The 25,851-nt window shown below is 56.7% G+C and carries 23 protein-coding genes; 22 read left to right on the top strand and 1 reads right to left on the bottom strand.

The genetic code is table 11. The annotated features are described in order from the left end of the window. Positions 1-254: 254 nt before the first annotated feature. Positions 255-722, top strand: a complete 468-nt coding sequence (locus HY010_09455; protein MBI3475947.1) for a hypothetical protein — start codon at positions 255-257, stop codon at positions 720-722. On the opposite strand, the gene HY010_09450 is transcribed toward HY010_09455, so the two are convergent. Beyond that, complete coding sequence (locus HY010_09450; GenBank protein MBI3475946.1) at positions 697-1,395, bottom strand: EcsC family protein; 699 nt, start codon at positions 1,393-1,395, stop codon at positions 697-699. The genes HY010_09455 and HY010_09450 overlap by 26 nt on opposite strands. A 134-nt stretch (positions 1,396-1,529) precedes the next feature. On the opposite strand from HY010_09450, the gene HY010_09445 reads away from it, so the two are divergent. The 21 genes from HY010_09445 (at position 1,530) to HY010_09345 (ending at position 25,849) form a co-directional block, all read left to right on the top strand. After that, positions 1,530-3,194 carry a ribonuclease J gene (locus HY010_09445; protein MBI3475945.1) on the top strand — a complete coding sequence of 555 codons (1,665 nt, stop codon included), beginning with the start codon at positions 1,530-1,532 and terminating at the stop codon, positions 3,192-3,194. A gap of 49 nt (positions 3,195-3,243) precedes the next feature. Then, the gene (locus HY010_09440; protein MBI3475944.1) at positions 3,244-4,200 is read left to right on the top strand and encodes a threonine/serine dehydratase; all 957 of its coding nucleotides are present in this window, start codon (positions 3,244-3,246) and stop codon (positions 4,198-4,200) included. Positions 4,201-4,313: 113 nt separating this feature from the next. Then, positions 4,314-5,660 (top strand): NCS2 family permease, encoded by a 1,347-nt coding sequence (locus tag HY010_09435; protein ID MBI3475943.1) that lies wholly within the window; start codon positions 4,314-4,316, stop codon positions 5,658-5,660. Between the two features lie 30 nt (positions 5,661-5,690). Continuing rightward, complete coding sequence (locus tag HY010_09430; protein MBI3475942.1) at positions 5,691-6,695, top strand: Gfo/Idh/MocA family oxidoreductase; 1,005 nt, start codon at positions 5,691-5,693, stop codon at positions 6,693-6,695. A gap of 520 nt (positions 6,696-7,215) precedes the next feature. Then, positions 7,216-7,821 carry a PEP-CTERM sorting domain-containing protein gene (locus HY010_09425; GenBank protein ID MBI3475941.1) on the top strand — a complete coding sequence of 202 codons (606 nt, stop codon included), beginning with the start codon at positions 7,216-7,218 and terminating at the stop codon, positions 7,819-7,821. 208 nt (positions 7,822-8,029) lie between these two features. After that, positions 8,030-8,284, top strand: a complete 255-nt coding sequence (locus tag HY010_09420; protein MBI3475940.1) for a hypothetical protein — start codon at positions 8,030-8,032, stop codon at positions 8,282-8,284. A gap of 37 nt (positions 8,285-8,321) precedes the next feature. Next, positions 8,322-9,464, top strand: a complete 1,143-nt coding sequence (locus HY010_09415) for a PilZ domain-containing protein (GenBank protein ID MBI3475939.1) — start codon at positions 8,322-8,324, stop codon at positions 9,462-9,464. A 258-nt stretch (positions 9,465-9,722) separates the two neighbouring features. Continuing rightward, complete coding sequence (locus tag HY010_09410) at positions 9,723-11,387, top strand: hypothetical protein (GenBank protein MBI3475938.1); 1,665 nt, start codon at positions 9,723-9,725, stop codon at positions 11,385-11,387. Positions 11,388-11,406: 19 nt separating this feature from the next. Next, on the top strand, positions 11,407-12,027 hold the full coding sequence (gene rdgB, locus HY010_09405) for an RdgB/HAM1 family non-canonical purine NTP pyrophosphatase (GenBank protein ID MBI3475937.1): 621 nt from the start codon (positions 11,407-11,409) through the stop codon (positions 12,025-12,027). A 268-nt stretch (positions 12,028-12,295) separates the two neighbouring features. Then, entirely contained in the window at positions 12,296-13,030 is a 735-nt protein-coding gene (locus HY010_09400) for a succinate dehydrogenase (GenBank protein MBI3475936.1), read from the top strand. Between the two features lie 79 nt (positions 13,031-13,109). Further along, entirely contained in the window at positions 13,110-14,888 is a 1,779-nt protein-coding gene (gene sdhA / locus HY010_09395) for a succinate dehydrogenase flavoprotein subunit (protein ID MBI3475935.1), read from the top strand. Between the two features lie 40 nt (positions 14,889-14,928). Further along, positions 14,929-15,681, top strand: coding sequence for a succinate dehydrogenase iron-sulfur subunit (sdhB, locus tag HY010_09390; GenBank protein ID MBI3475934.1), 753 nt, complete (start codon positions 14,929-14,931; stop codon positions 15,679-15,681). A 196-nt stretch (positions 15,682-15,877) separates the two neighbouring features. After that, complete coding sequence (locus HY010_09385; GenBank protein ID MBI3475933.1) at positions 15,878-16,633, top strand: hypothetical protein; 756 nt, start codon at positions 15,878-15,880, stop codon at positions 16,631-16,633. A 143-nt stretch (positions 16,634-16,776) separates the two neighbouring features. Further along, the gene (locus HY010_09380; protein MBI3475932.1) at positions 16,777-17,271 is read left to right on the top strand and encodes an ATP-binding protein; all 495 of its coding nucleotides are present in this window, start codon (positions 16,777-16,779) and stop codon (positions 17,269-17,271) included. Positions 17,272-17,323: 52 nt separating this feature from the next. Next, positions 17,324-18,562 (top strand): membrane dipeptidase, encoded by a 1,239-nt coding sequence (locus tag HY010_09375; GenBank protein MBI3475931.1) that lies wholly within the window; start codon positions 17,324-17,326, stop codon positions 18,560-18,562. A gap of 150 nt (positions 18,563-18,712) precedes the next feature. Continuing rightward, complete coding sequence (locus HY010_09370; GenBank protein MBI3475930.1) at positions 18,713-19,444, top strand: peptidylprolyl isomerase; 732 nt, start codon at positions 18,713-18,715, stop codon at positions 19,442-19,444. A 28-nt stretch (positions 19,445-19,472) separates the two neighbouring features. Further along, a complete protein-coding gene (locus HY010_09365; protein ID MBI3475929.1) occupies positions 19,473-20,000 on the top strand; it encodes a peptidylprolyl isomerase in 528 nt (175 codons plus the stop codon). 26 nt (positions 20,001-20,026) lie between these two features. Further along, entirely contained in the window at positions 20,027-21,451 is a 1,425-nt protein-coding gene (locus HY010_09360) for an NADP-dependent isocitrate dehydrogenase (GenBank protein ID MBI3475928.1), read from the top strand. A gap of 53 nt (positions 21,452-21,504) precedes the next feature. Beyond that, on the top strand, positions 21,505-22,431 hold the full coding sequence (gene mdh / locus HY010_09355; GenBank protein ID MBI3475927.1) for a malate dehydrogenase: 927 nt from the start codon (positions 21,505-21,507) through the stop codon (positions 22,429-22,431). A 226-nt stretch (positions 22,432-22,657) separates the two neighbouring features. Then, positions 22,658-24,826, top strand: coding sequence for a hypothetical protein (locus HY010_09350; GenBank protein ID MBI3475926.1), 2,169 nt, complete (start codon positions 22,658-22,660; stop codon positions 24,824-24,826). Positions 24,827-24,931: 105 nt separating this feature from the next. Then, a complete protein-coding gene (locus HY010_09345) occupies positions 24,932-25,849 on the top strand; it encodes a LysR family transcriptional regulator (GenBank protein MBI3475925.1) in 918 nt (305 codons plus the stop codon). Positions 25,850-25,851 lie beyond the last annotated feature (2 nt).

Raw genomic sequence — 25,851 nt, 5'->3', positions numbered from 1 at the left:
CTTCGATTCTTAAACAGAAGAATAGCTTACCAATACCGCCCAGAAGCCTTGCCCGCATCCACCTCACACTCCTGCCGTGCCAAGGATAGAACACTTAATTCAGAAGTATTCAGAGTGTTTCAGGGCTACCTCAGGACTTTCTTGGTCGTCGCTGAGTATGGTCGTTCTCAAATGGATGTGCACTTGTTTTGAACCGTAAAGACAAGACACATCCAGATTGGAACGAATTCGGCGGTCACCCGGGGAGGAACTTGATGATTTCAGCTTCAGCAACTCAGCCGTTGGGAAATCGAAACGCTCTATTAGCAATCGGAGTAGGCGGTCTGACTGCCGGCACTTTGGATTTGATACAAGCTTGCACCTTGTTCGGGTGGGACATCCCCCTAACGATTGCCGGGGGCGTGTTAGGGCGGGAAGCTGTCCACGGCGGCGCGGGCACTTATGTTCTCGGCATCGTGCTGCACTTCTTCATCGCTCTCACGTTCGCGGCTTTTTACTACACGATGAGCCGCCGATTGGAATTCTTGAAGGAACACCCACTCGTCTGCGGCTTGGTATATGGCGCCGGAGTCGAACTCGTTATGAGCCTTGTCGTTCTGCCGCTATCCGCGCTTCATGCCAAGGGGCCTTACGAACTGTATGACTTGATTCAGGGTTTGCTGGTGCACAGCTTCGTCATCGGGTTGCCGATTTCCTTCAGTGTTCGGCGTTTCGCGAAATAGGAGTGTGCGCACCATCGGTGAGTTCCGGAAGCTGTTTGCGTAGGACGAGGTGCTTCTCCCGGAAATGTCTCAGGGCTCGCGTTCCCCAGGCCCGCACGAAGTAGTAGTTGAGCACACCTCCAATCGCGGAACTGGCGATTGGAATCAGGCGTCCCGCCCACTTCTCAACAACCTCAGCGCTGGCTCGGACGGCAATCCTCTGGATCACCCGGGGCACAAAACGGCTGACGACGCTCTTTTCTACCAACTCGCGGCTGATATCCACTCCGGCAGCGGTTGCGGCAGCGATCCAGAGTTCGGCAATCTCGTCGTCGGTGTTCATTTCGAATCCATACACGAGGCTGAGCTTCTGGATCGTACGCATGGTGATGGCTGACAGAACACCGAGGTCGGGCACGATTGTCAAAACGCCGCCCAGTCCGAATCCGGATCCCTCAACGGCCGCCAGTTTCATTCCGCCGCGAATGATGGATTCGGCAACTGTGTCCAGTTGTTCCAGGTCAACCGAGTACACGCCGCGAAAGCTAGAGATAGGCAGTCCGTGCGCGACGCGAAGTTGCGTCAGAAAGTGTTCGGGATCGACGCGAATCGTCTGATAGGTGCGAGTTAGCCCGTCGCGGATTGCACCTTCCGCACGCCGCCGCAGCCATGACCTTTTTTCGGCCTCGGGCATCTGGATCGCAGTCTATCAGTTCGAATCCTCCGCCGGAGTTGTGCGTATCGATTTGCGTCTTGAAGCGAGTGGCATGACGTGCATCGCTCGACGACGCGGGCCGGGTGACACATTGTGCTAGCATCATCTCTTCAATGCCCTCTGGAAAACTGCATATAGTTCCGCTCGGCGGCCTTGGCGAATTCGGCATGAACTGCATGGCCGTCCGCTGGGGAGATGACATCATTGTCATAGACGCCGGACTGATGTTCCCCGAAGCAGAACTTCTCGGCGTCGACATTGTTGTCCCTGATATTTCTTACCTGATTGAGAACCGCAAGCTCGTGCGCGGAATCGTTCTCACCCACGGACACGAAGACCACATCGGCGCATTGCCGTGGATTCTCAGCGAACTGAACGTTCCCGTGTGGGGCACCGAATTCACACTGGCTTACGTCGAAGACAAACTCGACGAACATCAGTTGCTCGATGATGCCGATCTTCGCGAGGTACGTCCCGGAGAGCGGTTCAAGGTTGGACCCTTTACCGTGCATGCGATCCAGGTGACGCATAGCCTGGTGGATTGCGTCGCTCTCGCCATTCACACACCTCTAGGCGTAGTGCTGCATACGGGTGATTTTAAAGTCGACCCGACTCCCACCGACAACAAACTCTTCGACCTGCACGCGTTCGCCGAATACGGCAAAGAAGGTGTGCTGGCGCTGCTGCAGGACTCAACCAACGTCGAGCGTAAAGGCTACACGCCGAGCGAACGGAGTGTGCGGCGCAAGTTTGACGAAGTATTCTCGCACACGCAGCGCCGCTTGTTTATCTCCTGTTTTTCGTCTTCCATTCATCGCATCAAACTTGCCGTCGACGTCTCCCGCGAGCATGGCCGCAAAGTCTGTTTCATCGGCCGCTCGATGGTCAACTCGTCCGAGATTGCGGAAGATCTGGGCTACATCAATATTCCGGAAGGACTGCTGATTCAGCCCGGCGAGATGAAGAATTATCCGCCGGAAAAAGTGTGCGTGATGATCAGCGGCACGCAGGGCGAACCGATGTCCGCGCTCTCCCGAGCGGCCGTGGACAATCACAAGCACGCCAAGATTGAAAAAGGCGATACCGTAGTCCTCTCGTCGCGGATTATTCCCGGCAACGAAAAAGCGATCTACCGCATGGTCGATCACCTGTTTCGCCGCGAAGCACACGTGATCTACGACGACGGCTCGTATCCTCCGATTCACGTCAGCGGACATGCCAGCCAGGAAGAACTGAAACTCATCATCAACCTCGTGCGGCCGAAATACTTCATCCCGGTCCATGGCGAGTACCGCCAACTCAAACTGCATGCGGAACTGGCTGGCTCGATGCGCGGCGCTGTCGGCAACGTCATGTTGATCGAAAGTGGAGACGTTCTCGAGTTTGACGAACTTGGAGCCCGCAAGGCAGGCCGAGTCAATATTGGCCGAGTCTGTATCGACTCCGGATCGCGCACGGATGTGGTCGAAGACCTGGTCATCAAAGACCGGCGGCATCTCAGCGAAGACGGATTTGTTCTACCCATCATCGCGATCAACAAACACACGGGACGAGTCGAGGCCACTCCTGAGATTGTGACGCGAGGATTCAACCCTGGAGACGACGGCTTGCTCGTTCGCGCTCGAGAGATCGTCATGGAAACGCTCGAGCAATCCAGCGACGAAGAGAAGGCGGACTACGGCGTCATCAAAGAGAAAATTCGCGCCGATCTGAAACGATATATCTCGAAACAGACGCAGCGGCGGCCGTTGATTATGCCGGTGATATTGGAAATTTAAGTGCGCGGGCTGTGGGGTCCGCGCCACCCAAACAGGACAACAGATCTCGATGGTTACCCTGGCAGATATACAAAAGGCTAAAGCTCTTCTTCAAGGGGTCGCCGTCCGCACTCCCCTGCTGGAATGGACCAAGGCCAGCGATCCGCGCAAGCTCTATTTGAAACTCGAAAACCTCCAACCCATCGGCGCATTCAAATTGCGCGGCGCCTACAACAAGATTGCGTCCCTGAGCGACGAAGATCGGCGCCGGGGAGTGGTGTCCTATTCCAGCGGCAATCATGCGCAGGGCGTGGCTTTTGCGGCGCGCGCTATGGGCGTCAAGGCGGTCATCGTGATGCCGGCCAATGCTCCTGGAAACAAGCTGGAGTCGACTGCGGCTCTGGGAGCAGAGGTCGTAAAGGTCGGTCCAAGCAGCGAAGAGCGGCGTCTTCGGGCCGAAGAGCTCGCAGCCAGGCACGGCTACGCGATCGTGCCTCCCTACAACGACGAGCACATTATTGCGGGCCAGGGTACGACGGGTCTCGAGATTCTCGAGCAATTGCCCCAAGTTGAGACGGTATTGGCTCCAGTGGGTGGGGGCGGACTGATCAGCGGGCTCGCCGTTGCCCTCAAGTTGAGCAAGCCTCCGGTGAAAATCATCGGCGTGGAACCGGAATTGGCGGCCGATGCCCAGGCGAGCCTACGCGCCGGGCATGTGGTCGAATTCTCCGCCGAGCAGGTCACGCAGACAGCGGCGGATGGACTTCGAACACAGAGTATCGGCGCGATCAACTTCGAACATATTCGTACTTACGTGGATGACATCATCACCGTCAAGGAAAGCGAGATCGATCAGGCGATGCGCGCGCTCAGCGGTCACTCCGATACGGTCGCAGAACCGAGCGGCGCCACAGCAGTTGCCGGATTCCTCTTTCATGCGGACGAATTGCCCAAAACCACATGGAACGTCGCGGTGATTAGCGGCGGAAATATCGATCCGCAAGTTCTGGCCAAACTCCGCAGCTGATTTTCTTTTCCCTGTCGCCTCTGTATCTCAGTGGGTAGTGTTCTCTCAGTGAGCTGCAAAAATCTTGACCACAGGGAGCACGGAGGACACAGGAAAATCTTTTCCTTCCGTGAATGTACAATGCTGAGTTTCCACCCGAGGGCAACTTGCACAATTGGCTTGATCGTTTCTTTGGCCTCTCCCAGCAACAAACAACTGTTCGACGGGAAGTGGTCGCTGGCCTGACGAAGTTCTTCACGATGGCCTACATCGTGGCCGTCAATCCTGCGATCCTCAAGACGGCGGGCATGCCTCTCGAAGCGTCCGTCACCGCGACCATCCTGACGGCGATATTCGGCACGCTCCTGATGGGGCTGTATGCGAACCGCCCGTTCGCGATTGCACCGTACATGGGCGAGAACGCTTTCATCGCCTTCACGGTCGTTCACGTTCTCGGCTATACCTGGCAAGCCGCACTGGGCGCGGTATTGCTCGCAGGAATTGTTTTTGTTCTGCTGACAATTTTCCGGCTGCGAAAGTGGATGGTCGACGCCATTCCACTCACTCTCCGCTACAGCTATGCGGTCGGCATCGGACTGTTTCTCACGTTCATTGGCCTGAACCAGACCGGCATTGTCACCATCGGATTTCCGGGAGCGCCCGTTCGCCCCGGCCACCTCACGTCGGCGAGCGTGCTGGTCGCGATCTCTGGATTTCTCCTGATTTCAGTGCTTTCCATACGGCGCTTCCCTGCTGCCATTCTTACGGGTGTGCTCGCGACCGCGGTGCTGTCGTTTCTGACAGGCGTTGCGCCGGCGCCAACTGGTTGGATGAGCCGACCGCCGAGCCTGGCCCCGGTCTTTCTCCAGTTTGATCTGCACAGCATTTTCACGTGGGGATTTTTTCCGGTGGTCCTCACCATCTTCGTGATCGCGTTCGTGGATACCATGGGCACACTCATCGGCGTTTCCGCACGCGCGGGCTTCCTCGACAGCGAAGGCAATTTGCCCAATATTGAGAGGCCTATGATGGCGGACGCTCTCGCCACCACATTCGCGGCGGTGATCGGGACGACCACGTCGGGAGCATTCATTGAATCAGCCACCGGGGTCGAAGCAGGCGGACGCACCGGTCTGACGGCGGTCACAACCGCACTCTGTTTCCTGGGGACGCTGTTCTTCGCACCGTTTATCTCTGCGATTCCTCCGCAAGCCTACGGACCCGCGCTGGTCTTCGTGGGGCTCCTGATGCTGAGGCCGATTACCCGCGTCCCATTCGATGATCTGACCGAACTGGTGCCAGCCTTCGGCGTGATCGCACTGATGGCCTTTACCTACAATGTAGGAGTCGGCATGACAGCCGGGTTTGTGTTGTATCCATTCTGCAAACTGTTTTCGGGAAGGATTCGGGAAGTGCGCCCCGCGCTGTGGGTGCTGACTGCACTTTCGCTGCTGTTTTTTGTTTTCTATCCCTATTCGTAGTTCTTCAAAGATTCGGCGGAACAAAACAATATGATTCGCTTCGGCATTGTTGGCTTCGGACTACACGCCGTGCGGCGTTTGATGCCGGGCTTCGACCTTGCCCGGAACTGCAAGGTGGTCGCCCTTTCACGTCGTGATCCCGCAAAAGCACAAGAATCTGCTCGTCACTACGGCATCGCGCACGCTTTCACATCCACGGAAGAACTGTGCCGCTGTCCCGATGTCGATGCCGTGCTGGTCACCAGCCCAGACGTCCTGCATCGTGCGGATACCCTCACGGCATTGTGCGCTGGAAAGCCGGTCCTTTGCGAAAAGCCCATGGCGATGAACACTGGCGAGTGCCGCGAAATGGTCGAGGCGGCGCGTGCGGCGAACGTTCTCTTGGGAGTAGCGCAAGTATTTCGCTTTGAAGCGAGCACCGCACGACTGCGAGAACAGATCGCCAGCGGAGCGATCGGTACCCCTGTCACGGCCCGGGTGGAATTTTCCTATCTCGGGAGCGGGCATCATCGGACGTGGCTCTACGACCGAAAGGTCGCGGCCGGGGGACCCGTCGCTGATGTCGGGGTGCATTGCATCGACGCGCTGCGCTACATCCTGCAGGACGATCCCGTCCGGATTACGGCAATCGCTCGAAAGGACGAACAGTCAGGGGATGTGGAAGGGGCTGCCATTTTGACCTTGGAATTTTCGAAAGGCACGCTCGCAACGGTTTTGGTATCCACTCGCGCAAATTACCGTACTCCGGTGGAATTCGTCGGGAGACAGGGTGTGCTGCGAGCAGATGATGGGCTTACGGTGGATCGTCCGGTAGTGATCGAGTTGTGGCGGGAGCAGAAGGTCGTCGCAGCGGAGACCGTTACCAACCAGCTCGCCTATGCGCGGCAGGTTGACAGTTTCGCGGACGCGATCGAAGGAAAAGGAACATTTCCCGTCGCGGGAGTCGAGGGCTGGAAGAATCAGATGATTCTGGACGCTGCGTATCGCAGCATTGCATCCGGGAAGTCGGAGGAAATGACTCTGGGCACTGGATAGAGAACAAACAATCCGAACGGTGGAAGGGTAGGGTACGCCCCAAATAAGAAGCGCCCCGGATTCAAAGAATCACGGGACGCCCGAACAGCCCTCCCCCAGAACTGCTCATGGAGAAGATACGAAACTGCAGCCAGAAATGGAACGCCACTATCGAGGAGTAGATGGCACGAAAGAGCCACTTGCCAAATCTATGATTCTTGATAGCATTAGCCACACAACGATTGGGCTTCCCAGTCGTCCCAGGGTTCTGGAACTAGGTCTCCAAGAGGAAATTCTACAAGTTTTTCCCACCGCCTAAACTCCAGGAAAACCGAAGTCGAATGTTGCAAGTGTGCAGAGAATTTCAGTCGGCACTTGCGGGTTGGGTCCAGAATCTCTTGTAAGTAGTTGATATTTAAAGACAAGCGATGACGGCAGACTTTGGCAGTAGAGATGCACGGTGGTAACTAGGCGTCCGTGTAATCCATACCTCTCACAGCGTGAGGATGGCTCATGGAAGATTGTAACTTTTGGAGGAAACATGAGACGAGTGTTGGTTTTGGCATTGCTGGCATTGGCTCTGCCGATGGCAGCTTGGGCGGATGGGATTGATCTAGTCAACCTCCACGGTTCGATTTCGATTTCCAACGCGGGAATCACTTCTGTAGGCTCGCAACTTCATTCCTTTAATGGAATTGTGGCCAGTCCGGGGCACACTTTGGGTTCGGTGTCGTTCTCTACGGGCGCACTTCTGAGCGGCAGCATTCTGAACGGCGGCACCTTCTCGGACGCAGGTTCGAGCTTTGTCGTGATCGGAAAAGGATCCGAAACACCGCACAAGGGCACGATCTTCAGCGGCGCATTCGTTGGTCCGGTTTCCTGGACGCTGGTATCTTCGAGCGGACAGAGCCTCACCTACAGTCTGAGCGGCACGATCGCAGGCACCTTGTGGAACGGTCATTTTGTGACCGGAACGACGACCCAGACGATTTATTCCGTAAAGGGTCAGATCACACAGGGCATTGGTCACATCCGGATGGGCGACACCACTTTCGGAACACCTGAGCCGGGAACACTTGGCTTGTTGGGAACTGGGTTAGTGGCAATCGCTGGTATGCTGCGCCGTAAGTTCACGGTTAACGCCTAATTTCACGATCGGGTATTACCTCCAACACTCTCAACTCATAGCCCCGCCTTCCGGCGGGGCTTTTGATTTTTGGCACTGCTTCCCCTACTGCCGACGTCAGCCAGCACAAACCCTTCCCGGTCCGGATTCGTTACCGGCGTAACCGCGCGCGGGGCGATAGCCGTTGACGTTACTTTTGATGAAACCTACATTCATCGCAGGGGGACGTATGAAGGATATCCATGAGGTCTTGCGCCGCAAGCAGACGCAGTACGCACAGTTAGGCAAGCAGATCGAGATGCTGCAGCAAGCCGCCGAGAAACTGCGCGAGGTCGCGCCCCTTCTGGCTGAAAACGAAGCAGAAGACGACAGCGCGGTCCTGGCAGAAGTAGACGAAGACACCAACGCAATGGCCGCCCGGGCCGGCGCACAATCCTCGTCGGCAGCAGCCAAGCCGGCGCGTACAACTCCGCGCTGGCCGTAGACGTATCGCGCGGGAGCGGGCAGGAGGCTCCGCTTCGATGACATTGCAGGCACTGCTGGTATCGAAGGACGATTTGGCCGCTGAAACGCTGACCCAGGTGTTGGCGAACTTCGGCGTGGCCGTGGAGCGCTCAAGCGCAGCCGACGTCGCAGTCGCTCGTCTGGAAGAACAACACTTCGACCAGATCATTGTCGACTTCGACGACCGCGAGGCTGCCTCGCAGGTGCTGGAAGCGAATCGGCGTAGTACTGGACCACAGCAGGCGACGCCCGCAGTGACCTTGGCGCTCTTGCAGGATGCGTCCGAAATCCGGGCGATTCTCGGAGCCGGTGCGCATTTCATCCTCGTCAAACCCATCATTCATGAACAGGCCCATGCAACGCTCCGTGCGGCAACCGCCATGTTGAAGCGCGAGCGGCGACAGGCGTTCCGCGTCCCCGTACAAGCACCAATCTCACTCCGTCTGGCAGAGGGCGAACACACCGAAGGCATTCTGCTGGACGTAAGCAGCGGCGGGATCGACGTACTGGCAGCCAGGCCAATGCCGTCTGCCGCCCTGGCACACTTTTCTTTTGAGCTAACGGATGGCAATCTCCAAATAGAAGGCGACGCCGAAGTAGCCTGGAGCAGCGCCAATGGCCAAACCGGCCTGCGCTTTCTGGATATCGACGTTCGCATGCGCGACCAGTTGCATGACTGGTTGACTTCGCACTCGCACGAAGCTCTTCCGGAGGAAGCGGATCCGGTTTCGCATTGCAAGCTGACGGATATGAGTTTGGGTGGATGTTACGTCGAAACCGAGTCTCCCTTTCCCCAATCCTCGGCCGTCGACCTGTGCCTGAAGGCAGAAGGAATGGAGATCCATACCGAAGGATTGGTACGGGTCATGCACCCCACGCACGGCATGGGCATTGAATTTCCAGCGCGAACCGAAGAACAGCGCAAGAGTGTTGGTGAATTTATTGAGTTTCTGACATCACAACCGGGAGCCAAGCCGGAACTGGAAATCTCTCCGCGGGCATTAGTCGCCAGCGTGGAAGAGCTTACTTCGACTTCGGCGCCTGGCTCGGAAAATGAAGATCCCCTGCTGGAGTTGCTGCGGACCGGCACCGCCCTTGCGCAGAGCCAATTTCTGGAAGACCTGCATCGCCAGCGCAATTCTGCCGAAGTAAGCCAATAATACAAATCTCCCTGTAGAGACGAGGCTTGCCTCGTCTCATCCGCACAAAAAACCGGGGACTCAGCCGGCACCCCCGTCTCTGGTGCGACCAAATCCCCGGCGGTCTGTTCCACCTCGATGTTCGCAGCGTAGCGCAAAACTGCAGCGGCAATATTTCGTCCCGGTTAATTCTCTGAGAATTTTTGAGAATGCTCTAGAATTGCTGCCGTAGGTCCGTGGCGTCGCCAGGATGCGCCCGGACTGCAACGCTGCAGCCGAATGTCACTTCCCTCCTCCAAAATTACGCCGCTGCACTTGCTGATATTGGCAGCCGTCTGCCTCCTGGCAATCACACCGTTTTTCTGGCGAGGATCGCCCTCGGGCCATGATTTCGAATTCCACATGTACTCATGGATGGAAGTGCTTGGGCAATGGAAGCAAGGCATCGTGTATCCGCGATGGGCGGCGCTGGCCCATTGGGGATACGGCGAAGCGCGTTTCCTGTTTTATCCGCCAGCGTCATGGGCACTGGGCGCTGCACTAGGGGCTTTGCTGCCTTGGAAAATCGTGCCTGGAGCCTACTGCTGGCTGGTTCTCACGCTGTCCGGCGTGTCGATGTATTCGCTGGCCAGGAGGTGGCTCCCCGCGAGAGACGCGTTGTTTGCAGCGGTACTCTATGCCGTAAATCCGTATCACCTCGTCATCGTGTATTGGAGAAGCGCGTTTGCGGAATTGCTGGCCGCCGTGTTGCTGCCGCTGTTGCTGCTGGCGCTGCTGAAAATAACGGAACCCGGTTGGCGACCCGCGATCCGTTTGGGGATGATCCTCGCAGCGGCGTGGTTAGTCAACGCGCCGGCATCCGTCATGATCCACTATTCGGTTGCTGGCCTAGCACTTGCCAGCGCTATTCTCGGACGCTCGTGGCGTCCGATATGGAATACCTCGCTCGCGATCTTGCTGGGGGCGGGCTTGGCTTCGTTCTATCTGATTCCGACGATTCACGAGACAGGATGGGTCAACATCAACGAGGTGCTGGCTCCGGGACTTCGCCCGCAAGACAATTTCCTATTTACCAGCATTCCCGAACCCGAGCACGACCGCTTCAATCTGCTCGTGTCCACGGTAGCAGCCGTTGAAATCGGTTTTCTGGTTCTCGTGATTTGGAGTTCGCGAAGAACGCGCACTGCGGCCGGGAGTCCATGGCCCTTGCTTTTGTGCTGGGGCGCGTTGGCTGCCCTGCTGATGATTCCGATTGCGAATCCGCTCTGGCAGCTTCTGCCGAAGCTCCGTTTTGTGCAACTTCCCTGGCGATGGCTGCTGTGTCTGAATGCCGCGATGGTGCTGCTGTTGACGATGGCCACGCGGCGCTGGACGTCTCGCGTATTCGCAACTGCCGTGTTGCTGGGAACTGTTCTGGTGGCGGGATACCGAATCCAGGCTCCATGGTGGGACAACGCGGCGGACATCAAAGAAATGTCGGATGCGGTTGCCGATGGCGTCGGCTACGAGGGCACCGACGAATATGTCCCCGCCGGAGCCGATCCCTATGAATTGAACAAGGATCAGGCGCACGTCACCGACGCGGCCGGACGCGCTGTGCCTGACCGTACTTTGGCATGGAGTGCGAAGAAAGCGCACCTTCTCGTCCAGAGCACGCGACCCGAGGTTCTAACTTTGCGCCTGTTCAACTACCCCGCATGGGAAGTGACATTGAATGGGAATCGCGTCGAGACGCAAAGCAGTGAGATCACCCAGGAGATGATGATTCCAGTCACCGCGGGGCGGAATGAAATTCAAATTCATTTCGGGAGGACGCTCGATCGGACTCTCGGAGGGACTATTTCTCTGTTGACCTTCGGGATTCTGCTCGGTACGTGGATCATCGGGAGCAATCGGCGTGATCGTCTGGAATCAAAAGCTTGCACCACAGATGTCACCAGGTAAAACCGCGAACGCATAAATGATGCAAGTTCTGGTAGCCACTTCGAATCCGGGTAAACTGCGCGACTTCGCGGGCGCGGCGGAGACGCATGGCGTCAGGATCGTGGGTATTCCTGGCTTTTCTTCCCTGCCCCAGGTCGTGGAAGATGGTCAAACCTTCGAGGCGAACGCTTGCAAGAAAGCGACAGAGTACAGTCTGGCGGCCCCCGGGCAACTGGTGCTCGCCGATGATTCCGGCTTGGAGGTGGATGCTCTCGGAGGTGCGCCGGGAGTTCACTCGGCACGCTACGCAGCCGAGCAACCACATCTCGTGGGCGCCAACACCGAAGACCATGCCAACAACGCCCGCGTGCTTCGTGAACTCGGGAACGTTGCTGACGAACAACGCGGCGCACGATTCGTCTGCGTGTTGGCAGCGGCGCGCGACGGCAAGACGATCGCCACCTTTCGCGGAGAGTCAGCGGGAGTGATTCTGAACGAACCCCGCGGCGAAAATGGCTTTGGATACGATCCCCTCTTCTATTTTCCGCACATTGGAAAGACATTTGCCGAACTTACCGCAGTGGAAAAATCTCGCTACAGCCATCGGGGAAAAGCGTTTCGTGAGTTCTTGGCGTGGGTTGACAAGGGTCAAGCCGAATGAACGATTCGTATCAGGGCATGCCTTCAGGACATGCCAAAGAGCCAAGCAGCCGGCGGCTTTAGCCGCGGCCAATGTGGCATGAATCCCAGCGGCTGAAGCCGCTTCCGTTTCGCGGCACTGCGGCATTGCTGAAGCAATGCCCTGATACGAACCGCCTCTCTTCAAGTTGCACCACGACCAACCAAACTGCTTTCTTGACGCGGGCCTCCATCAACCAACATAATGAAAGGTTGGTTCTTGACTTCGGATCAGATAAGGAACCGTAACGTTGGCATCGTCCACGCAATCTGTGCCTGCGAAGATTAAACCGGGAGTTGCTCCCTTGCGCGCTGGAGTGGGCACGTCGTTCTTCTGGCGCCGTCTGCACTCCCTCACCGGAATCGTCCCCATCGGCCTCTTTCTACTCGAACACTTCGTTTCGAATGCGGAGGCGTTCAAGGGTCCGGTCGCCTATGCCAAGCAAGTCGAGTTCCTGAACAGCCTCCCGTTCGTGTTCGTGCTGGAGTTGGTCGGCATCTGGATTCCGATTCTCTACCACGCGCTCTACGGCATATTTATCTGGTATCGCGGAGAGTCCAATAACATTGAATATCCGTGGACCGGCAACTGGCTGTACACGGCGCAACGTTGGACTGGAATCGTCGCCTTCGCATACATCGCGCAACACACCTATCACTTGCGCTTCACCGGCACGGTACTCGGAGTTCATCCCGACCAGGCATTCGCGAAAGTGCAACACGAGTTCCAGAATCCGTGGATGATCGCTTTCTATTGCGCCGGCATCATTGCCGCATCATGGCATTTCAGCTACGGCGTGTGGCTGTTCGCGGCGAAATGGGGAATCACCACGGGAGAAATTGCGCGCCGCCGCCTGGGCTATGTCTGTGTCGTGCTGGCGCTGGGCCTGATTCTCCTGGGCGGGCTCAGCATGAACGGGTTCTTCAGGACACCGTTGCAACCCTTGAATTCCGGTGCAGACACGGAAAATATTGTGATGCGATAGTTTTGTCGTCAAAATTGCTGAGCAAGCAGGTCCGAGCCTGGCTCGGAGTCGTACTTTCAGAGATCGGATTCTAACCAGCATGGCAGCTCCGAAAATCATCGTGGTAGGCGGTGGCCTGGCAGGCCTGGCGGCCGTCATTAAGATTGCTGAAATGGGCGGCGAAGTGGATTTGTTTTCCATCGTCCCCGTAAAGCGATCGCACTCCGTATGTGCGCAAGGCGGCATCAACGCTGCCAAGAATCTGAAGGGCGAAGGCGATTCCACCTGGCAGCATTTTGACGACACCATCTACGGTGGAGACTTCCTCGCCAACCAGCCTCCTGTAAAGGCAATGTGCGAGGCAGCGCCCGGCATTATCGATCTGCTCGACCGGATGGGCGTTACCTTCAACCGCACGCCCGAAGGGCTGCTCGACTTTCGCCGTTTTGGCGGCACGCTCTACAACCGCACTGCATTTGCCGGAGCAACTACCGGCCAGCAACTTCTCTACGCGCTTGATGAACAGGTTCGGCGCTACGAATCCGAGGGCAAAGTAAAGAAATACGAGCACTGGGAATTTCTCTCTGCCGTGCTCGACGGGACGCGCACCTGCCGCGGAATCTGCGCGATGGATCTTCGCACCATGGAGATCCGCACTTTCCCGGCGGACGCAATCATTGTTGCAACCGGCGGCATTGGCGCCATCTTCGGCAAGTCGACGAACTCCGTGGTGTGCACGGGATCGGCGCAATCCGCGCTCTACCAGCAAGGCTGCTACTACGCGAACGGCGAATTTATCCAGGTTCACCCCACTTCCATTCCTGGAGAAGACAAGCTGCGCCTGATGTCGGAGTCGGCACGCGGTGAAGGCGGACGAGTCTGGGTTCCGAAGACGCAGGGCGACAAGCGCGATCCGAAGAGTATTCCCCAAAGTGAGCGCTGGTATTTCCTGGAAGAGTGGTATCCAAAGTATGGAAACCTCGTGCCGCGTGATGTGGCGACGCGTGCGATCTTCAAGGTTGTGTATGAACACAATCTCGGAATCGACGGCAAGCCGATGGTCTATCTCGACCTGACCCACATCGACCGCAAGGTGCTTGACCGGAAGCTCGAAGGCATCCTCGAAATCTACGAGAAATTTGTGGGTGACGATCCGCGCGACGTGCCGATGAAGATTTTCCCCGGCATGCATTACACCATGGGCGGACTCTGGGTTGATTACAAACAGGGGACGAATGTCCCGGGGATTTTCGCAGCCGGTGAAGCCGAATATCAATATCACGGAGCCAATCGGCTGGGCGCGAATTCTCTCGTGTCGTGCATCTACGGCGGATTCGTTGCCGGTCCGAATGCGGTGCAGTACGCCAAGAGTCTGCCTGCGGCACCGAGCAATGGGCACTTCGACGCGGAACGAAAACGCCAGCAAGACATCAATGCCGGACTGATGAGCGCGGACGGCAAGGAGAATCCATTTCTGCTTTGGCGCGAACTGGGCGAACTGATGACCAAGAACTGCACGGTGCTTCGTTACAACAAGCCCCTGCAGGAAACGGATGCCAAGCTGGTCGAGATGCTGGAACGCTTCCAGCACATCAACCTGAGCGACCGTTCGCAGTGGGCCAACACGACCGTGGCGTTCGCTCGGCAGCTCTACAACATGCTGCAGCTGTCGCGGGTCATTGCGCAGGGCGCCGGAATGCGCGATGAGTCGCGCGGTTCGCACTACAAGCCTGATTTCCCGGATCGCGATGACAAGAATTGGATGAAGACAACCAAAGCAACCTTCGCGCCGGATGCGGATGAGCCAAAGTTTGAGTTCGAACCAGTGGACGCGTCGCTGATTCCGCCGCGGCCACGAAAGTACGACGTGGCGAAGTAAGAGATTGGTACGAGCGCGAGACGCTAAAGGCTAAGAGAGAATGGCTAGCAACAATACAGTCGTTATCAAAATCAAGCGCCAGCTCACTCCCGACGGCAAGTCCGTCTGGGAAGAGTTCGATGTCCCCAATCATCCCGGCATGAACGTCACGTCGGCACTCATGGAGATTGCAGCCAATCCCGTAACGCGTGACGGCAAGAAGACGACGCCGATCACCTACGACTCGAATTGCCTGGAAGAAATCTGCGGATCATGCGCCATGTTGATCAATGGCAAAGCGCGCATGGCTTGCTCGGCTCTCCTCGACAAGTTAGATCAGCCGATCAAGCTGGAGCCGTTGTCGAAATTCCCGCTGGTGCGCGATCTTTCCGTCGATCGGAGTGTGCTGTTCGAGAACCTGAAGAAAGTTAAGGCATGGGTACCGGTCGATGGCACGTACGATCTGGGCCCCGGCCCGCGTTTGACTCCCTCCGACCAGGAAGTCGCGTATCCGCTTTCACGCTGTATTTCGTGCTGCAGTTGCATGGAAGCCTGCCCGCAGTTCAACGAGTCCACCGGTTTTGTGGGCGCGGCAACGATCTCCCAGGTACGCCTGTTCAATACGCATCCAACCGGACAGGCTTTGGCCCGCGAACGTCTATCTGCCCTGATGGGTGACGGCGGCATCCATGAATGCGGGTTTGCCCAGAACTGTGTCGAGATCTGTCCCAAGGATATTCCGCTGACGAAATCGATATCCGAAGTGAGCGGACAGGTCATGAAACAGGCGCTCGGCGACCTGTTCAGGAAGTAACCGACCCCAGGTTTCGCTCAAAATGTTGATTCCTTTGACCGGGGTTGGGGGCATCTCAGGACGGTAACCCGTTACTGGTAAGTCTCTTCCGTAACGCCGTTTAGGGCGATTCCATCCCCCTTGACTTGACTGGTGGGTTAGAATAACCACTCCTGCTGCACCTTTGGGCATTTTCAGGGGTGAGCAGCTTCCCCGAATGATGACGAATCGGACACGATTCAATTCGCTGATCGCATTGATGGTTGCGCTACTTCTGGCGCAGGGAGCGGCATTTGCCCTGCACAGCACGCAACCGAATCGAGCCTCGTCCGGGAAATCGCGTCACAAATCAAGCCATCATAGGAAGCTCCGCTGGAACCCGATGTTCCGGCCTTCGCACGATTCCCTGCTGCGCCAGAATGAGGAAATTGATCGCATCGAGTTGCCTCGCATCCAGGACGACGACGAACTGGAAGCACTGAAGGCTTCGAATGCGCTGGTTCCGATTCGCGAAAGCGCTACCGTGAAGATCGAACGCAGTCTCGATCCGGCCCGCCGCTATTGCCGTCCGTGGACGCGCGATTTCGTGGAAGATCTCAGTCAGGCTTATTACAAACAGTTTCATGCACAGATCCAGGTGAACTCGGCAGTCCGCACCGTTAAGGTTCAGAAGAAATTGCGCCGTCATAATCGCAATGCCGCTCCGGCGGAAGGCGAAACTGCGTCCTCGCATCTGGCCGGAATCACGGTCGACCTGCAACGGCGCGGCATGACGAAAGAGCAAGTGCGGTTCGTGGAACGCTATTTGTTCTATCTTCGCGAACTCGGATTGGTTGAACCTGAAGAAGAACGCCGCCACTGGTGCTTCCACGTGATGGTGTCGGATCGTTACGCCGACTGGCGCCAGAGCCAGACGATCTTCCAGCACATCCCGACTGACGACACTGAAGTTGCCGTCACTGGATCGAAGTAGCGCTTTCGCTCCACCACCTCCAAGTCAAAACAAACTAGAGTAGAGACGCGGGCTTGCCCCGTCTCTCGCGTTGGGGGAGACGCGGCAAGCCGCGTCTCTACGTCTGGTGATTTGTCATATATGTCATATTTATGATCATCCTCATGGCCGGACTCCCCGGAACGGGAAAGACGACGTTGGCGCGAGCGTTAGCCCAATCCGCCGGGGGCAGCGTGCTCGGCAAAGACGAAATTCGTGCTGCCCTGTTTGCTCCGGCGGACATCGAGTATTCGACCACCCAAGATGACTTTTGTATGGAAGTCATGCTCCAAGCCGCTCGATTCCTGTTGAAGAAAGATCCGCAACGCAAGGTGTTCCTCGATGGCCGTACTTTCTCGCGGCGCTACCAGATCGAGAGGGTGCTCGCCTCGGCCGCAGAGATCGCCCAGCCGTGGATCATCCTGGAATGTACTTGCTCGGAAGATTCGGTTCGACGGCGCCTCGCGCAAGATTCTTCCCACGTCGCTCGCAATCGCGATTTCTCTTTGTATCTGGATGTGAAAGCAAATTTCGAGCCGATTGAATTTCGCAAGACAGTCCTCGACACCGATCGGCCGCTCGAGCAAAACCTCCAGCAAGCTCTTGCCACCTTCGCCTGATTGAAAGCATGCTTCTCGTATAGAATCCTCTTCACTTATGAACCAGCGAAAAATGTGGCTTCCCCTACTATTGGTGGCATTGCTCGGTTGCGCTCTCGCTCAAACTGGAACGAATGAAATCAGCGCCAAGGCCCGGCAGATTCACGAGTCCGCTCTGATTGTCGATACGCACGCGGACACGCCGCAGCGTTTTCTCGACGAAGGCTTCGATATCGCATCGACCGACCCGAAGGATTACGGACACATCAGCCTCGACAAAGCCAAGGCCGGCAACCTTGGAGCAGAATTCTTTTCGATCTGGGCCGAACCGGAAACCAACCAAGGCCACTTCGCCCGGCACACGCTGGATCTGATCGATTCCGTCTACGAGCAGGCGGCGCGGCATCCCGACCGCATGATGATGGCGTTCAGCACGGACGATATTGAACGCGCGCACAAACAGAAGAAACTCGCGGCCCTGATGGGGATTGAAGGCGGGCACTCGATTGAGAACGACATTCATGTGCTGCGCGATTTCTACCGGCTGGGCATTCGTTATATGACGCTGAGCTGGTCGAATACGAACGAATGGGCGGATTCTTCCGGGGACATCAACAATCCGAAGATCGAGCACCACAACGGCCTGACGGATGGCGGGAAACAGATTGTGCTGGAGATGAATCGTCTCGGCATGCTGGTAGATATTTCGCATGTTTCGGACAAGACTTTTTACGACACGATCGCCCTGACGAAAGCGCCGGTGATTGCGTCCCACTCCTCGGCACGCGCTCTTACCAACCATCCGCGAAACATGACCGACGACATGCTGCGCGCAGTCGCCAAAAACGGCGGAGTGGTGCAGGCAAATTTCTACAACGCATTCATTGACGAGGACTATCGCAAGGCCGCGGACGCGCAGAAGAACGAGCGCGATGCCGCCGTGAAAGCCTTCGAAGAGCAAATGAAAGCCGCTGGGAAAACTGTTACCTATGTCGACATCGACCGCATCGATCGCGAGTGGGGAGCGAAAATTCCTCGTCCACCATTGAAGTCGTTGATCGACCACATTGATCACATCGCCAAGGTTGCGGGCGTCGACCATGTAGGACTTGGGTCGGACTACGATGGGGTGAGTGGAGCGACTCCGCAAGGAATCGACTCCGCGGCCGACCTGCCGAAGATCACGCAGGCACTGCTGGATCGGGGATACAGCGCGGACGATATCCGGAAAATCCTGGGTGGGAATTTGATGCGCGTGTTTCGCGAGACAGAACGCATCAGCCGGGAAATGCGAGCCGACGCAAGACGGTAGGCGTTCAACTCAAACCCCTTACCACTAAGGTCACTAAGGATTCACGAAGGTTCACGAAGACACACTGGCAGCGAACAGGCCCCTAGGCGCAATTCCTGCGCTCTATCTTGGTACAATTGTCAGTTGCCAACCTACCATCAAGGAATACCTATGCGAACGATTGTCAGCATTCTTGTCTTGATAGCCAGCGCTTCCCTGTCCGGCTTCGGCCAGGCAGCAACTCCCGCGAAGCCTCCCGTCCGCACGCCAGTCGCAGCCACCAGCGCTGCACCGACCGCCGTGATCCATACGACTGCCGGCGATATGAAGTGCGAACTCTTCGAGAAGCAGGCGCCGATCGGAGTCGCCAATTTCATCGGCCTGTCTAACGGCACGAAAGATTGGACGAGCCCCGTCTCGCACGCGAAGAAACATGGCGTGCCCCTTTATGACGGCACGATCTTTCACCGGGTCATTCCCGAATTCATGATTCAAGGTGGTGACCCTGCGGGCAACGGGATGGGCGATCCTGGCTATAAGTTCAAGAATGAGACTTCGCCTGAGTTGAAGTTCGATCGCCCGGGACGCCTTGCCTACGCAGACGCCGGACCGGGCACCAATGGCTCGCAGTTCTTCATCACTGAGGTTCCGTATCCGAGTCTGAATGGCGGATACACGATTTTCGGACAGTGCGACCTGGCAGCGGTCGAACTCGTTAAGAAGATTGCGCGCATGGCGACCGACGGTGAAAAACCGCTCCGTCCGGTGAAGATCACGCATATCGAAATCCCAAAAGGCGCCGCACCCGCGAAGCCGGCTGCACCCAGACTGGCAACTCCGCACACCACACCGGCTGCAAAGCCGTCAGCGGCGGTTAAAAAGGCAGCGCCCGACCAGAAATAGAACATCATCCAAAGAGAAGAGGACATTCATGGCACGTACTCCCGGCACTTACGCCGTTTTCAATACGACTGAAGGCAACATCGTTTGCCGCTTGTTTGAAAAGGACGCTCCCAAGACGATCGCCAACTTTGTCGAACTCGCCGAAGGCACACGCGAGTGGACCCACCCGAGCACGCGCAAGAAGAGCAAGGATCCGCTTTACAACGGAAGCATCTTTCACCGCGTGATCCCCGATTTCATGATTCAGGGTGGAGATCCGCAAGGCACTGGCATGGGCGGCCCCGGCTACCAGTTTGAAGATGAGACCAAGGGTTCGCCGCATCGTTTCGACAAGGCGGGCAAATTGGCGATGGCCAATGCCGGTCCGAACACGAACGGGTCGCAGTTCTTCATCACGGTTGCCAACACGGACTGGCTCAGTGGCAAGCACACCATCTTCGGCGAAGTAGTCGAAGGCCAGGACATCGTGGAAAAGATTTCCAAGGTAGCGCGCAACCGGCAGGATCGTCCGAACAAAGACGTGGTTGTGACGTCACTGACAATTGAGCGGGTTTAGGTCTAGGCTCTCGGAGGCTTTCATTCATGGCATCGTTTAATGGCGTTCCGGTCCCGGCGAACGGGCAACCGATCGAGTACAGCAATGGCAAGTATCGCGTGCCAGACCATCCCATCGTGCCGTTCATCGAGGGCGATGGAACGGGACGCGACATCTGGAAAGCATCCGTGCGTGTGTTCGACGCTGCGGTCGAAAAGGCCTATGGCGGCAAGCGATCCGTGGCCTGGTACGAAGTTTTTGCGGGTGAAAAAGCCAAGGCACGCTTCCAAAATTGGCTGCCCGATGACACGGTTTCTGCGATCCGCGAATTTCGGGTCGCCATCAAAGGACCGCTCACCACGCCCGTGGGCGGCGGCATCCGTTCGCTCAACGTGGCGTTGCGCCAGATCCTTGACCTGTACTCCTGCGTACGCCCGGTGAAGTACTACAGTGGAGTGCCCTCCCCTGTGAAACATCCTGAGCGCATGGATGTCGTAATTTTTCGCGAAAACACGGAAGACGTCTACGCGGGCATCGAATGGGAACAAGGCACGGCCGATTGCGCCCGACTCATCGAGTTCCTGAACAAGGACATGTTGAAAGGCGGCAAGAAGCAGGTGCGCCTCGATTCCGGGGTCGGCATCAAGCCCATGTCCGTCACCGGCACCAAGCGATTGGTGCGGATGGCGATCCAACATGCTCTTGAATTCAAGCGGAAGACAGTCACGCTCGTGCACAAAGGCAACATTCAGAAATTCACGGAGGGCGCTTTCCGCAAGTGGGGCTACGAAGTTGCGGCGGAAGAATTTCGCGCTCAAATCGTGACCGAACGTGAAAGCTGGATTGTCGACAACAAAGACAGGAATCCGAATCTCACGGTGGAGCAGAACGCGAGCCTAATCGAGCCCGGTCTGGAATTTGCCACTGAGGATTTTCGTACGGCGCTTTACAAGGAAGTGAAGGACTGCCTGGATTCGATCTATGCGACCCATGGCCACGGCGCTTGGAAGAAGAAACTGATGATCAACGACCGCATTGCGGATTCGATCTTTCAGCAAGTGGTTACGCGTGCGGATGAATACAGTGTCCTTGCCACTCCGAACCTGAATGGCGATTACATTTCAGACGCATGCGCGGCGCAGGTTGGAGGGCTCGGGATCGCGCCGGGAGCCAATATCGGCGATGGCTACGCAATCTTCGAAGCGACGCATGGCACGGCCCCGAAGTATGCGGACAAGGATGTGATCAACCCTGGGTCCGTGATGCTATCGGGCATGATGATGTTCCGGTTTCTGGGTTGGAACGAAGCGGCAGACTTGATTGAGCAGAGTTTGGAACGCACCATCGAACAAAAGAAAGTCACCTACGACTTCGAGCGCCTGATGGAAGGCGCAAGCAAGGTCAAGACAAGTGAATTTGCCAGCGCCATGATCGAGAACATGGGCGCGGCGGTGGCGACCACAGTCAGGTAGTGCGCTGTGCTCCCTCTTTGGGATTTTTACGGATTCATTGAAAGGAATTATTCATGCGAAAAAAAGTAACTGTTGTCGGTTCAGGAAATGTGGGCGCAACAGCCGCTCACTGGATCGCTTCGAAGGAACTTGCTGATGTCGTGCTGATCGATATTGTCGAAGGTGTACCGCAGGGCAAAGGCCTTGACCTGCTCGAAGCAATGCCCATCGAGAAACGCGATTCTTTCGTTCTCGGTACGAACGATTATGCGGATACAGCGAATTCCGACATCGTCGTGATCACGGCCGGTATTCCGCGCAAGCCCGGGATGAGCCGCGATGATCTTCTCAAAACCAATCACGGCATCATGCAGGATGTAGTGAGCAAGGTCGTTCATCATTCTCCGAATTGCATTTTGATCGTGGTCTCAAACCCTCTGGACGCGATGGCGCAGGCCGCGTACAAGATGAGCGGATTTCCTCGCGAGCGCGTGATTGGGATGGCAGGCGTCTTGGATTCGGCACGCTTCCGTGCATTCATTGCCATGGAATTGAAGGTCAGCGTGGAGAACGTGACTGCCTTCGTACTCGGCGGCCACGGCGACACCATGGTTCCACTGCCTCGCTACTCAACGGTTGCAGGAATTCCGATTACCGAACTGATGGATGCTGCGACCGTCGAAAAACTGGTGCAGCGCACTCGCGACGGCGGCGCCGAGATTGTGAAACATCTGAAGACGGGATCGGCCTACTACGCACCGTCCGCGGCGGCGACCGAGATGGTAGAGGCCATCCTGAAAGACAAGAAGAAGATCCTGCCCTGTGCTGCGTACTTGAATGGCGAATACGGCATCCGTGGACTGTACGTCGGCGTACCTGTAAAACTGGGATCGAAGGGGATCGAGCAGATCATCGAGATCAAGCTGACGACCGAGGAAAAGACCGCGCTCGACAAGAGCGCTGCGGCGGTGAAAGAACTGGTGGGCGTGATTAACGTTTAGCTAGCTCTTTCGCAATTTCTACCGTTTGGCATCGTCATCCTGAACGAAGGTCCTGCTGTCGGTACACTGCTCAAGACAGCAGGTCCTTCGCTTCGCTCAGGATGACATTTTCTTGTGAGGTTGTCTTGGGTGCAGCGGGGAGTTACTTCCAGCCCTGTACTCCCGGTTTCGATCTCCGAGTTGGTTCAACCCTATAATTCTGTTCACCCCCCTTTCACTAAACAGAATGACGAACCAGGCCATTTCTGAGCAATCGACTGTCCGCTGGATTCACAATCCGGCGCTTGACATAATTGTGGGATGTGGGGCGTGGTCCCTTCCGCTGATTCTGCTGGGATACTCTTCCCTTTCCAATTCGCCGACCTGGGCCATCGCATTTTATGGTCTGGCGCTTTTTCTGAACTACCCGCATTACATGTCGACGCTGTACCGCGCGTATCACAACGAGTCCGACTTCAATAAATATCGTATTTTCACGATTCACATCACCGGGCTCGTCTTACTTACAGTGCTGCTTTCGCATCTTCGGTTCTCGCTCCTGCCGTGGATCTTCACTCTGTACCTGACGATCAGCCCGTGGCACTACTCGGGACAAAACTACGGGCTGTTCATGATGTTTGCGCGACGTGCCGGGGCTCAGATTGAAGAAAATGTGCGGCAAGCGATCTATTCAGCTTTCATTTTGTCGTATGTAATTCTGTTCTTGAATCTGCATGCTGGCCCATCCGACCGGCTTTTTCTTTCCATTGGAATTCCAGAAAAAGCGGCCCTGATTGTGCGCGGAGTGCTAGCGCTCGCCTTTGTTGGTTTTGCAGGCTATGGACTTCGCGGCCTGATTCGCCAGATTGGCTGGAAGGCGATGATGCCGCCTCTGGTGCTGTTTTCCACGCAGGTGCTCTGGTTCTTTGTTCCTGGAATTCTGGCCATGCTGAAAGGCATCAGCCTTCCGCAGAGCCGCTACAGCACGGGTGTCCTGCCGCTGATGCATTCGGCACAATATTTGTGGATCACAAGTTACTATGCGCGGCGTGAGGCGATTGCAGAGCGTCGAAGCTGGCGTCCATTCGCTTACTTCGCGATTCAGATTGTGGGCGGCGTGGCGTTGTTCGTGCCCGGTCCATGGCTGACGAGCTACGTCTTCCACTACGATTTCACGGCAAGCTTTCTGATCTTCACTGCCCTCGTAAACCTGCATCACTTTATTTTGGACGGCGCACTCTGGAAGCTTCGCGATGGACGCATCGCTGCACTCCTGCTCAACACGCAGGAGCGCGTGACATCGGCGGCCGGAGCTGCTGCTGGCAAGGCAAGGCCGGCATGGGCCTGGATGCGTAGTCAGGCGGCAGCGCCGCGAGCATTTCGAATTGCGACGGCAATCTTCCTGATTGCGTTGGCGGGGCTGGATCAAACGCGCTATGCCTTCGTGGTCCACAACAACGATCTGCAATCCATGCAGAAGGCTGCGTTCCTCAATCCATTTGACGCCTCGCTGGAGATGCGGCTGGCCAAGAAACAGGCTGATTCCGGAAATGCCGATGCAGCGACCGCTTCATACCAACAGGCAATTGCGACGAATCTGTCGGACCCGGCTCCACGGATCGCATTCCTGAAGTACCTGACGGCGCATCAGCGTTTCGAAGAGGCCGACCTGGTTGCATCACAAGCACTCGCCAAGTGGCCGCAGGATGCCGATCTGCTCGTAAACCACGGAATTCTCGCCGCCTATTTTGGCAGGTCGGCGGAAGCGATCGCGAACTGGGAGAAGTCGCTGGCCGTGGATCCTTCGCAGCCTTATGCGCATCTCTACCTGGCGGGCCAGTTGGATGGGCAACAGAAATTTGAAGACGCCATCCCGCACTACACGATCTTTTTGGACAGCGTCGCGAAAAGTGGCGTGCGGCCGGACCCGAATACCGTATTGCCGGTTCTCATGAGGCTGGCCGACTGCAATTTGCGGGCGAACCATCCGGAACGCGCTCTGAAGCTTTACGAACTGGGACGAAACATTGCTTCCCAAACTCACCAACCCAGGATCGAGAGCGTTGCGTCCGTCAATCAGGCAATACTGGAATCGAAATCGGGGCGGGTAAAGAATGCACTCTCCTTGTATCAGAACGCAGTGAAACTGGACCGGTCCGCGAGTGAGGCGACTGCGGAAGCGGCGGACTGGCTGGCATTTGGCGTCTTTCTTGACCAGCAGGGCTACTCCAAGAAACTTGCCTATGCAGCCCTGTTGCAAGCGGAGGCCCTGATGGGCACGACCAACACGCCACCCTCCGCTCCGCTACCGCTTCGAACGGAACTGGAAGGTGCACTCGGCAAGGACGCAACTGCAATCCGTAAGAACCCTGCGCCACTCCTTGAGCAGGTTCTACAGCTCCAAAGCAAGCCCTAGCACGCATTCCCGCCCAAGTGGAACTTGGACGGGGCACCCTCCGTTTCTCTACCCCCTTCCACCGCAGCGCGATGCTGGATATAGTGTTTGGGGCCAATCCTTTCAATGGACTTCGATCAGCTCGAAATTTTCCTGGAAGTTGCCCGGCTCTCGAGTTTCTCGCGTGCTGCTGAAAAGCGCTTTCGCACGCAGCCAGCCATCTCTTCGCAGATTCGCGCCTTAGAAGAAGAGATTGGGGCGAGATTGCTCGATCGGTCCGGGGGACGCGTTTCGCTGACGGTCGCGGGCAAACTGTTTTTCAAGTACGCCGAAGAAACTCTGGAGCAACGCAAGGCGATCGTTACGGCCATTGCCGAAACCGAGCATGTACCGCGCGGGGCGATTGTCGTGGGCGCCAATGAAGGCACGTGCCTGCACATCCTGCCCGAAGTATTTGCGCAGTTCAAACGGAATTACCCGGATGTAGCCGTCAATATCAAGCGCTCGGACTATGCCAAGATTCTGGAGTCGGTGAGCGACAATTCCGTGGACTTCGGAGTGGTGTCACTGCCGGTTACTGACAATCGCCTCCAGTGTGTGCCCATCCACCGGGACGAACTGGTGGTAATCACCCCGCCGAAGCATCCGCTGGCAGCGAAGAAGAGTGTTACCGTGGCCGAAGTAGCGGCATTTCCCTTGGTTGTCCCGAAGGGCGGGCATACCAGAGATGCGCTTGAGACTCTTTTCTACGATCTCCATTTGAAACCGCACTATGCGATGGAACTTGATTCTAGCGAACTGCTGAAGCGCTTTGTGGCGGCGGATGTCGGAGTCGGCTTTATCGCACGCTCCAACATTCAGGAAGACATTCTCGCGAATGCGCTGGTTGCGCTCACGTTGTCGGATGCGCAGATCCGTCGCGACCTAGCCTTGGTTTTCCGCAAGGATAAGTCGCTGAGCCGGGCCGCCAAGGCATTTATTGAGATTGCCGAAAAGCAGAAAAACTTCTCGACCGCCGCTGCACCTGCAAAACGCTCCCGATAGCC

Source organism: Acidobacteriota bacterium, assembly GCA_016196065.1.
GTDB lineage: Bacteria > Acidobacteriota > Terriglobia > Terriglobales > Acidobacteriaceae > Acidiflorens.
Note: the sequence above shows the minus strand (reverse complement) of the source record. Positions and strands in the feature narration are given on the sequence as shown.

What these genes read in the sequence shown, in the direction of transcription:
- HY010_09365 (MBI3475929.1), top strand. Translation starts at nt 19,473, where the DNA reads ATGGCACGTACTCCCGGCACTTACGCCGTTTTCAATACGACTGAAGGC.
- sdhB (MBI3475934.1), top strand. Translation starts at nt 14,929, where the DNA reads ATGGCTAGCAACAATACAGTCGTTATCAAAATCAAGCGCCAGCTCACT.
- HY010_09375 (MBI3475931.1), top strand. Translation starts at nt 17,324, where the DNA reads ATGTGGCTTCCCCTACTATTGGTGGCATTGCTCGGTTGCGCTCTCGCT.
- HY010_09450 (MBI3475946.1), bottom strand. Translation starts at nt 1,395, where the DNA reads ATGCCCGAGGCCGAAAAAAGGTCATGGCTGCGGCGGCGTGCGGAAGGT.
- HY010_09350 (MBI3475926.1), top strand. Translation starts at nt 22,658, where the DNA reads ATGACGAACCAGGCCATTTCTGAGCAATCGACTGTCCGCTGGATTCAC.
- mdh (MBI3475927.1), top strand. Translation starts at nt 21,505, where the DNA reads ATGCGAAAAAAAGTAACTGTTGTCGGTTCAGGAAATGTGGGCGCAACA.
- HY010_09440 (MBI3475944.1), top strand. Translation starts at nt 3,244, where the DNA reads ATGGTTACCCTGGCAGATATACAAAAGGCTAAAGCTCTTCTTCAAGGG.
- HY010_09445 (MBI3475945.1), top strand. Translation starts at nt 1,530, where the DNA reads ATGCCCTCTGGAAAACTGCATATAGTTCCGCTCGGCGGCCTTGGCGAA.
- sdhA (MBI3475935.1), top strand. Translation starts at nt 13,110, where the DNA reads ATGGCAGCTCCGAAAATCATCGTGGTAGGCGGTGGCCTGGCAGGCCTG.
- HY010_09425 (MBI3475941.1), top strand. Translation starts at nt 7,216, where the DNA reads ATGAGACGAGTGTTGGTTTTGGCATTGCTGGCATTGGCTCTGCCGATG.
- HY010_09410 (MBI3475938.1), top strand. Translation starts at nt 9,723, where the DNA reads ATGTCACTTCCCTCCTCCAAAATTACGCCGCTGCACTTGCTGATATTG.
- HY010_09455 (MBI3475947.1), top strand. Translation starts at nt 255, where the DNA reads ATGATTTCAGCTTCAGCAACTCAGCCGTTGGGAAATCGAAACGCTCTA.
- HY010_09360 (MBI3475928.1), top strand. Translation starts at nt 20,027, where the DNA reads ATGGCATCGTTTAATGGCGTTCCGGTCCCGGCGAACGGGCAACCGATC.
- HY010_09435 (MBI3475943.1), top strand. Translation starts at nt 4,314, where the DNA reads ATGTACAATGCTGAGTTTCCACCCGAGGGCAACTTGCACAATTGGCTT.
- HY010_09380 (MBI3475932.1), top strand. Translation starts at nt 16,777, where the DNA reads ATGGCCGGACTCCCCGGAACGGGAAAGACGACGTTGGCGCGAGCGTTA.
- HY010_09415 (MBI3475939.1), top strand. Translation starts at nt 8,322, where the DNA reads ATGACATTGCAGGCACTGCTGGTATCGAAGGACGATTTGGCCGCTGAA.
- HY010_09430 (MBI3475942.1), top strand. Translation starts at nt 5,691, where the DNA reads ATGATTCGCTTCGGCATTGTTGGCTTCGGACTACACGCCGTGCGGCGT.
- HY010_09370 (MBI3475930.1), top strand. Translation starts at nt 18,713, where the DNA reads ATGCGAACGATTGTCAGCATTCTTGTCTTGATAGCCAGCGCTTCCCTG.
- HY010_09420 (MBI3475940.1), top strand. Translation starts at nt 8,030, where the DNA reads ATGAAGGATATCCATGAGGTCTTGCGCCGCAAGCAGACGCAGTACGCA.
- rdgB (MBI3475937.1), top strand. Translation starts at nt 11,407, where the DNA reads ATGCAAGTTCTGGTAGCCACTTCGAATCCGGGTAAACTGCGCGACTTC.
- HY010_09385 (MBI3475933.1), top strand. Translation starts at nt 15,878, where the DNA reads ATGATGACGAATCGGACACGATTCAATTCGCTGATCGCATTGATGGTT.
- HY010_09345 (MBI3475925.1), top strand. Translation starts at nt 24,932, where the DNA reads ATGGACTTCGATCAGCTCGAAATTTTCCTGGAAGTTGCCCGGCTCTCG.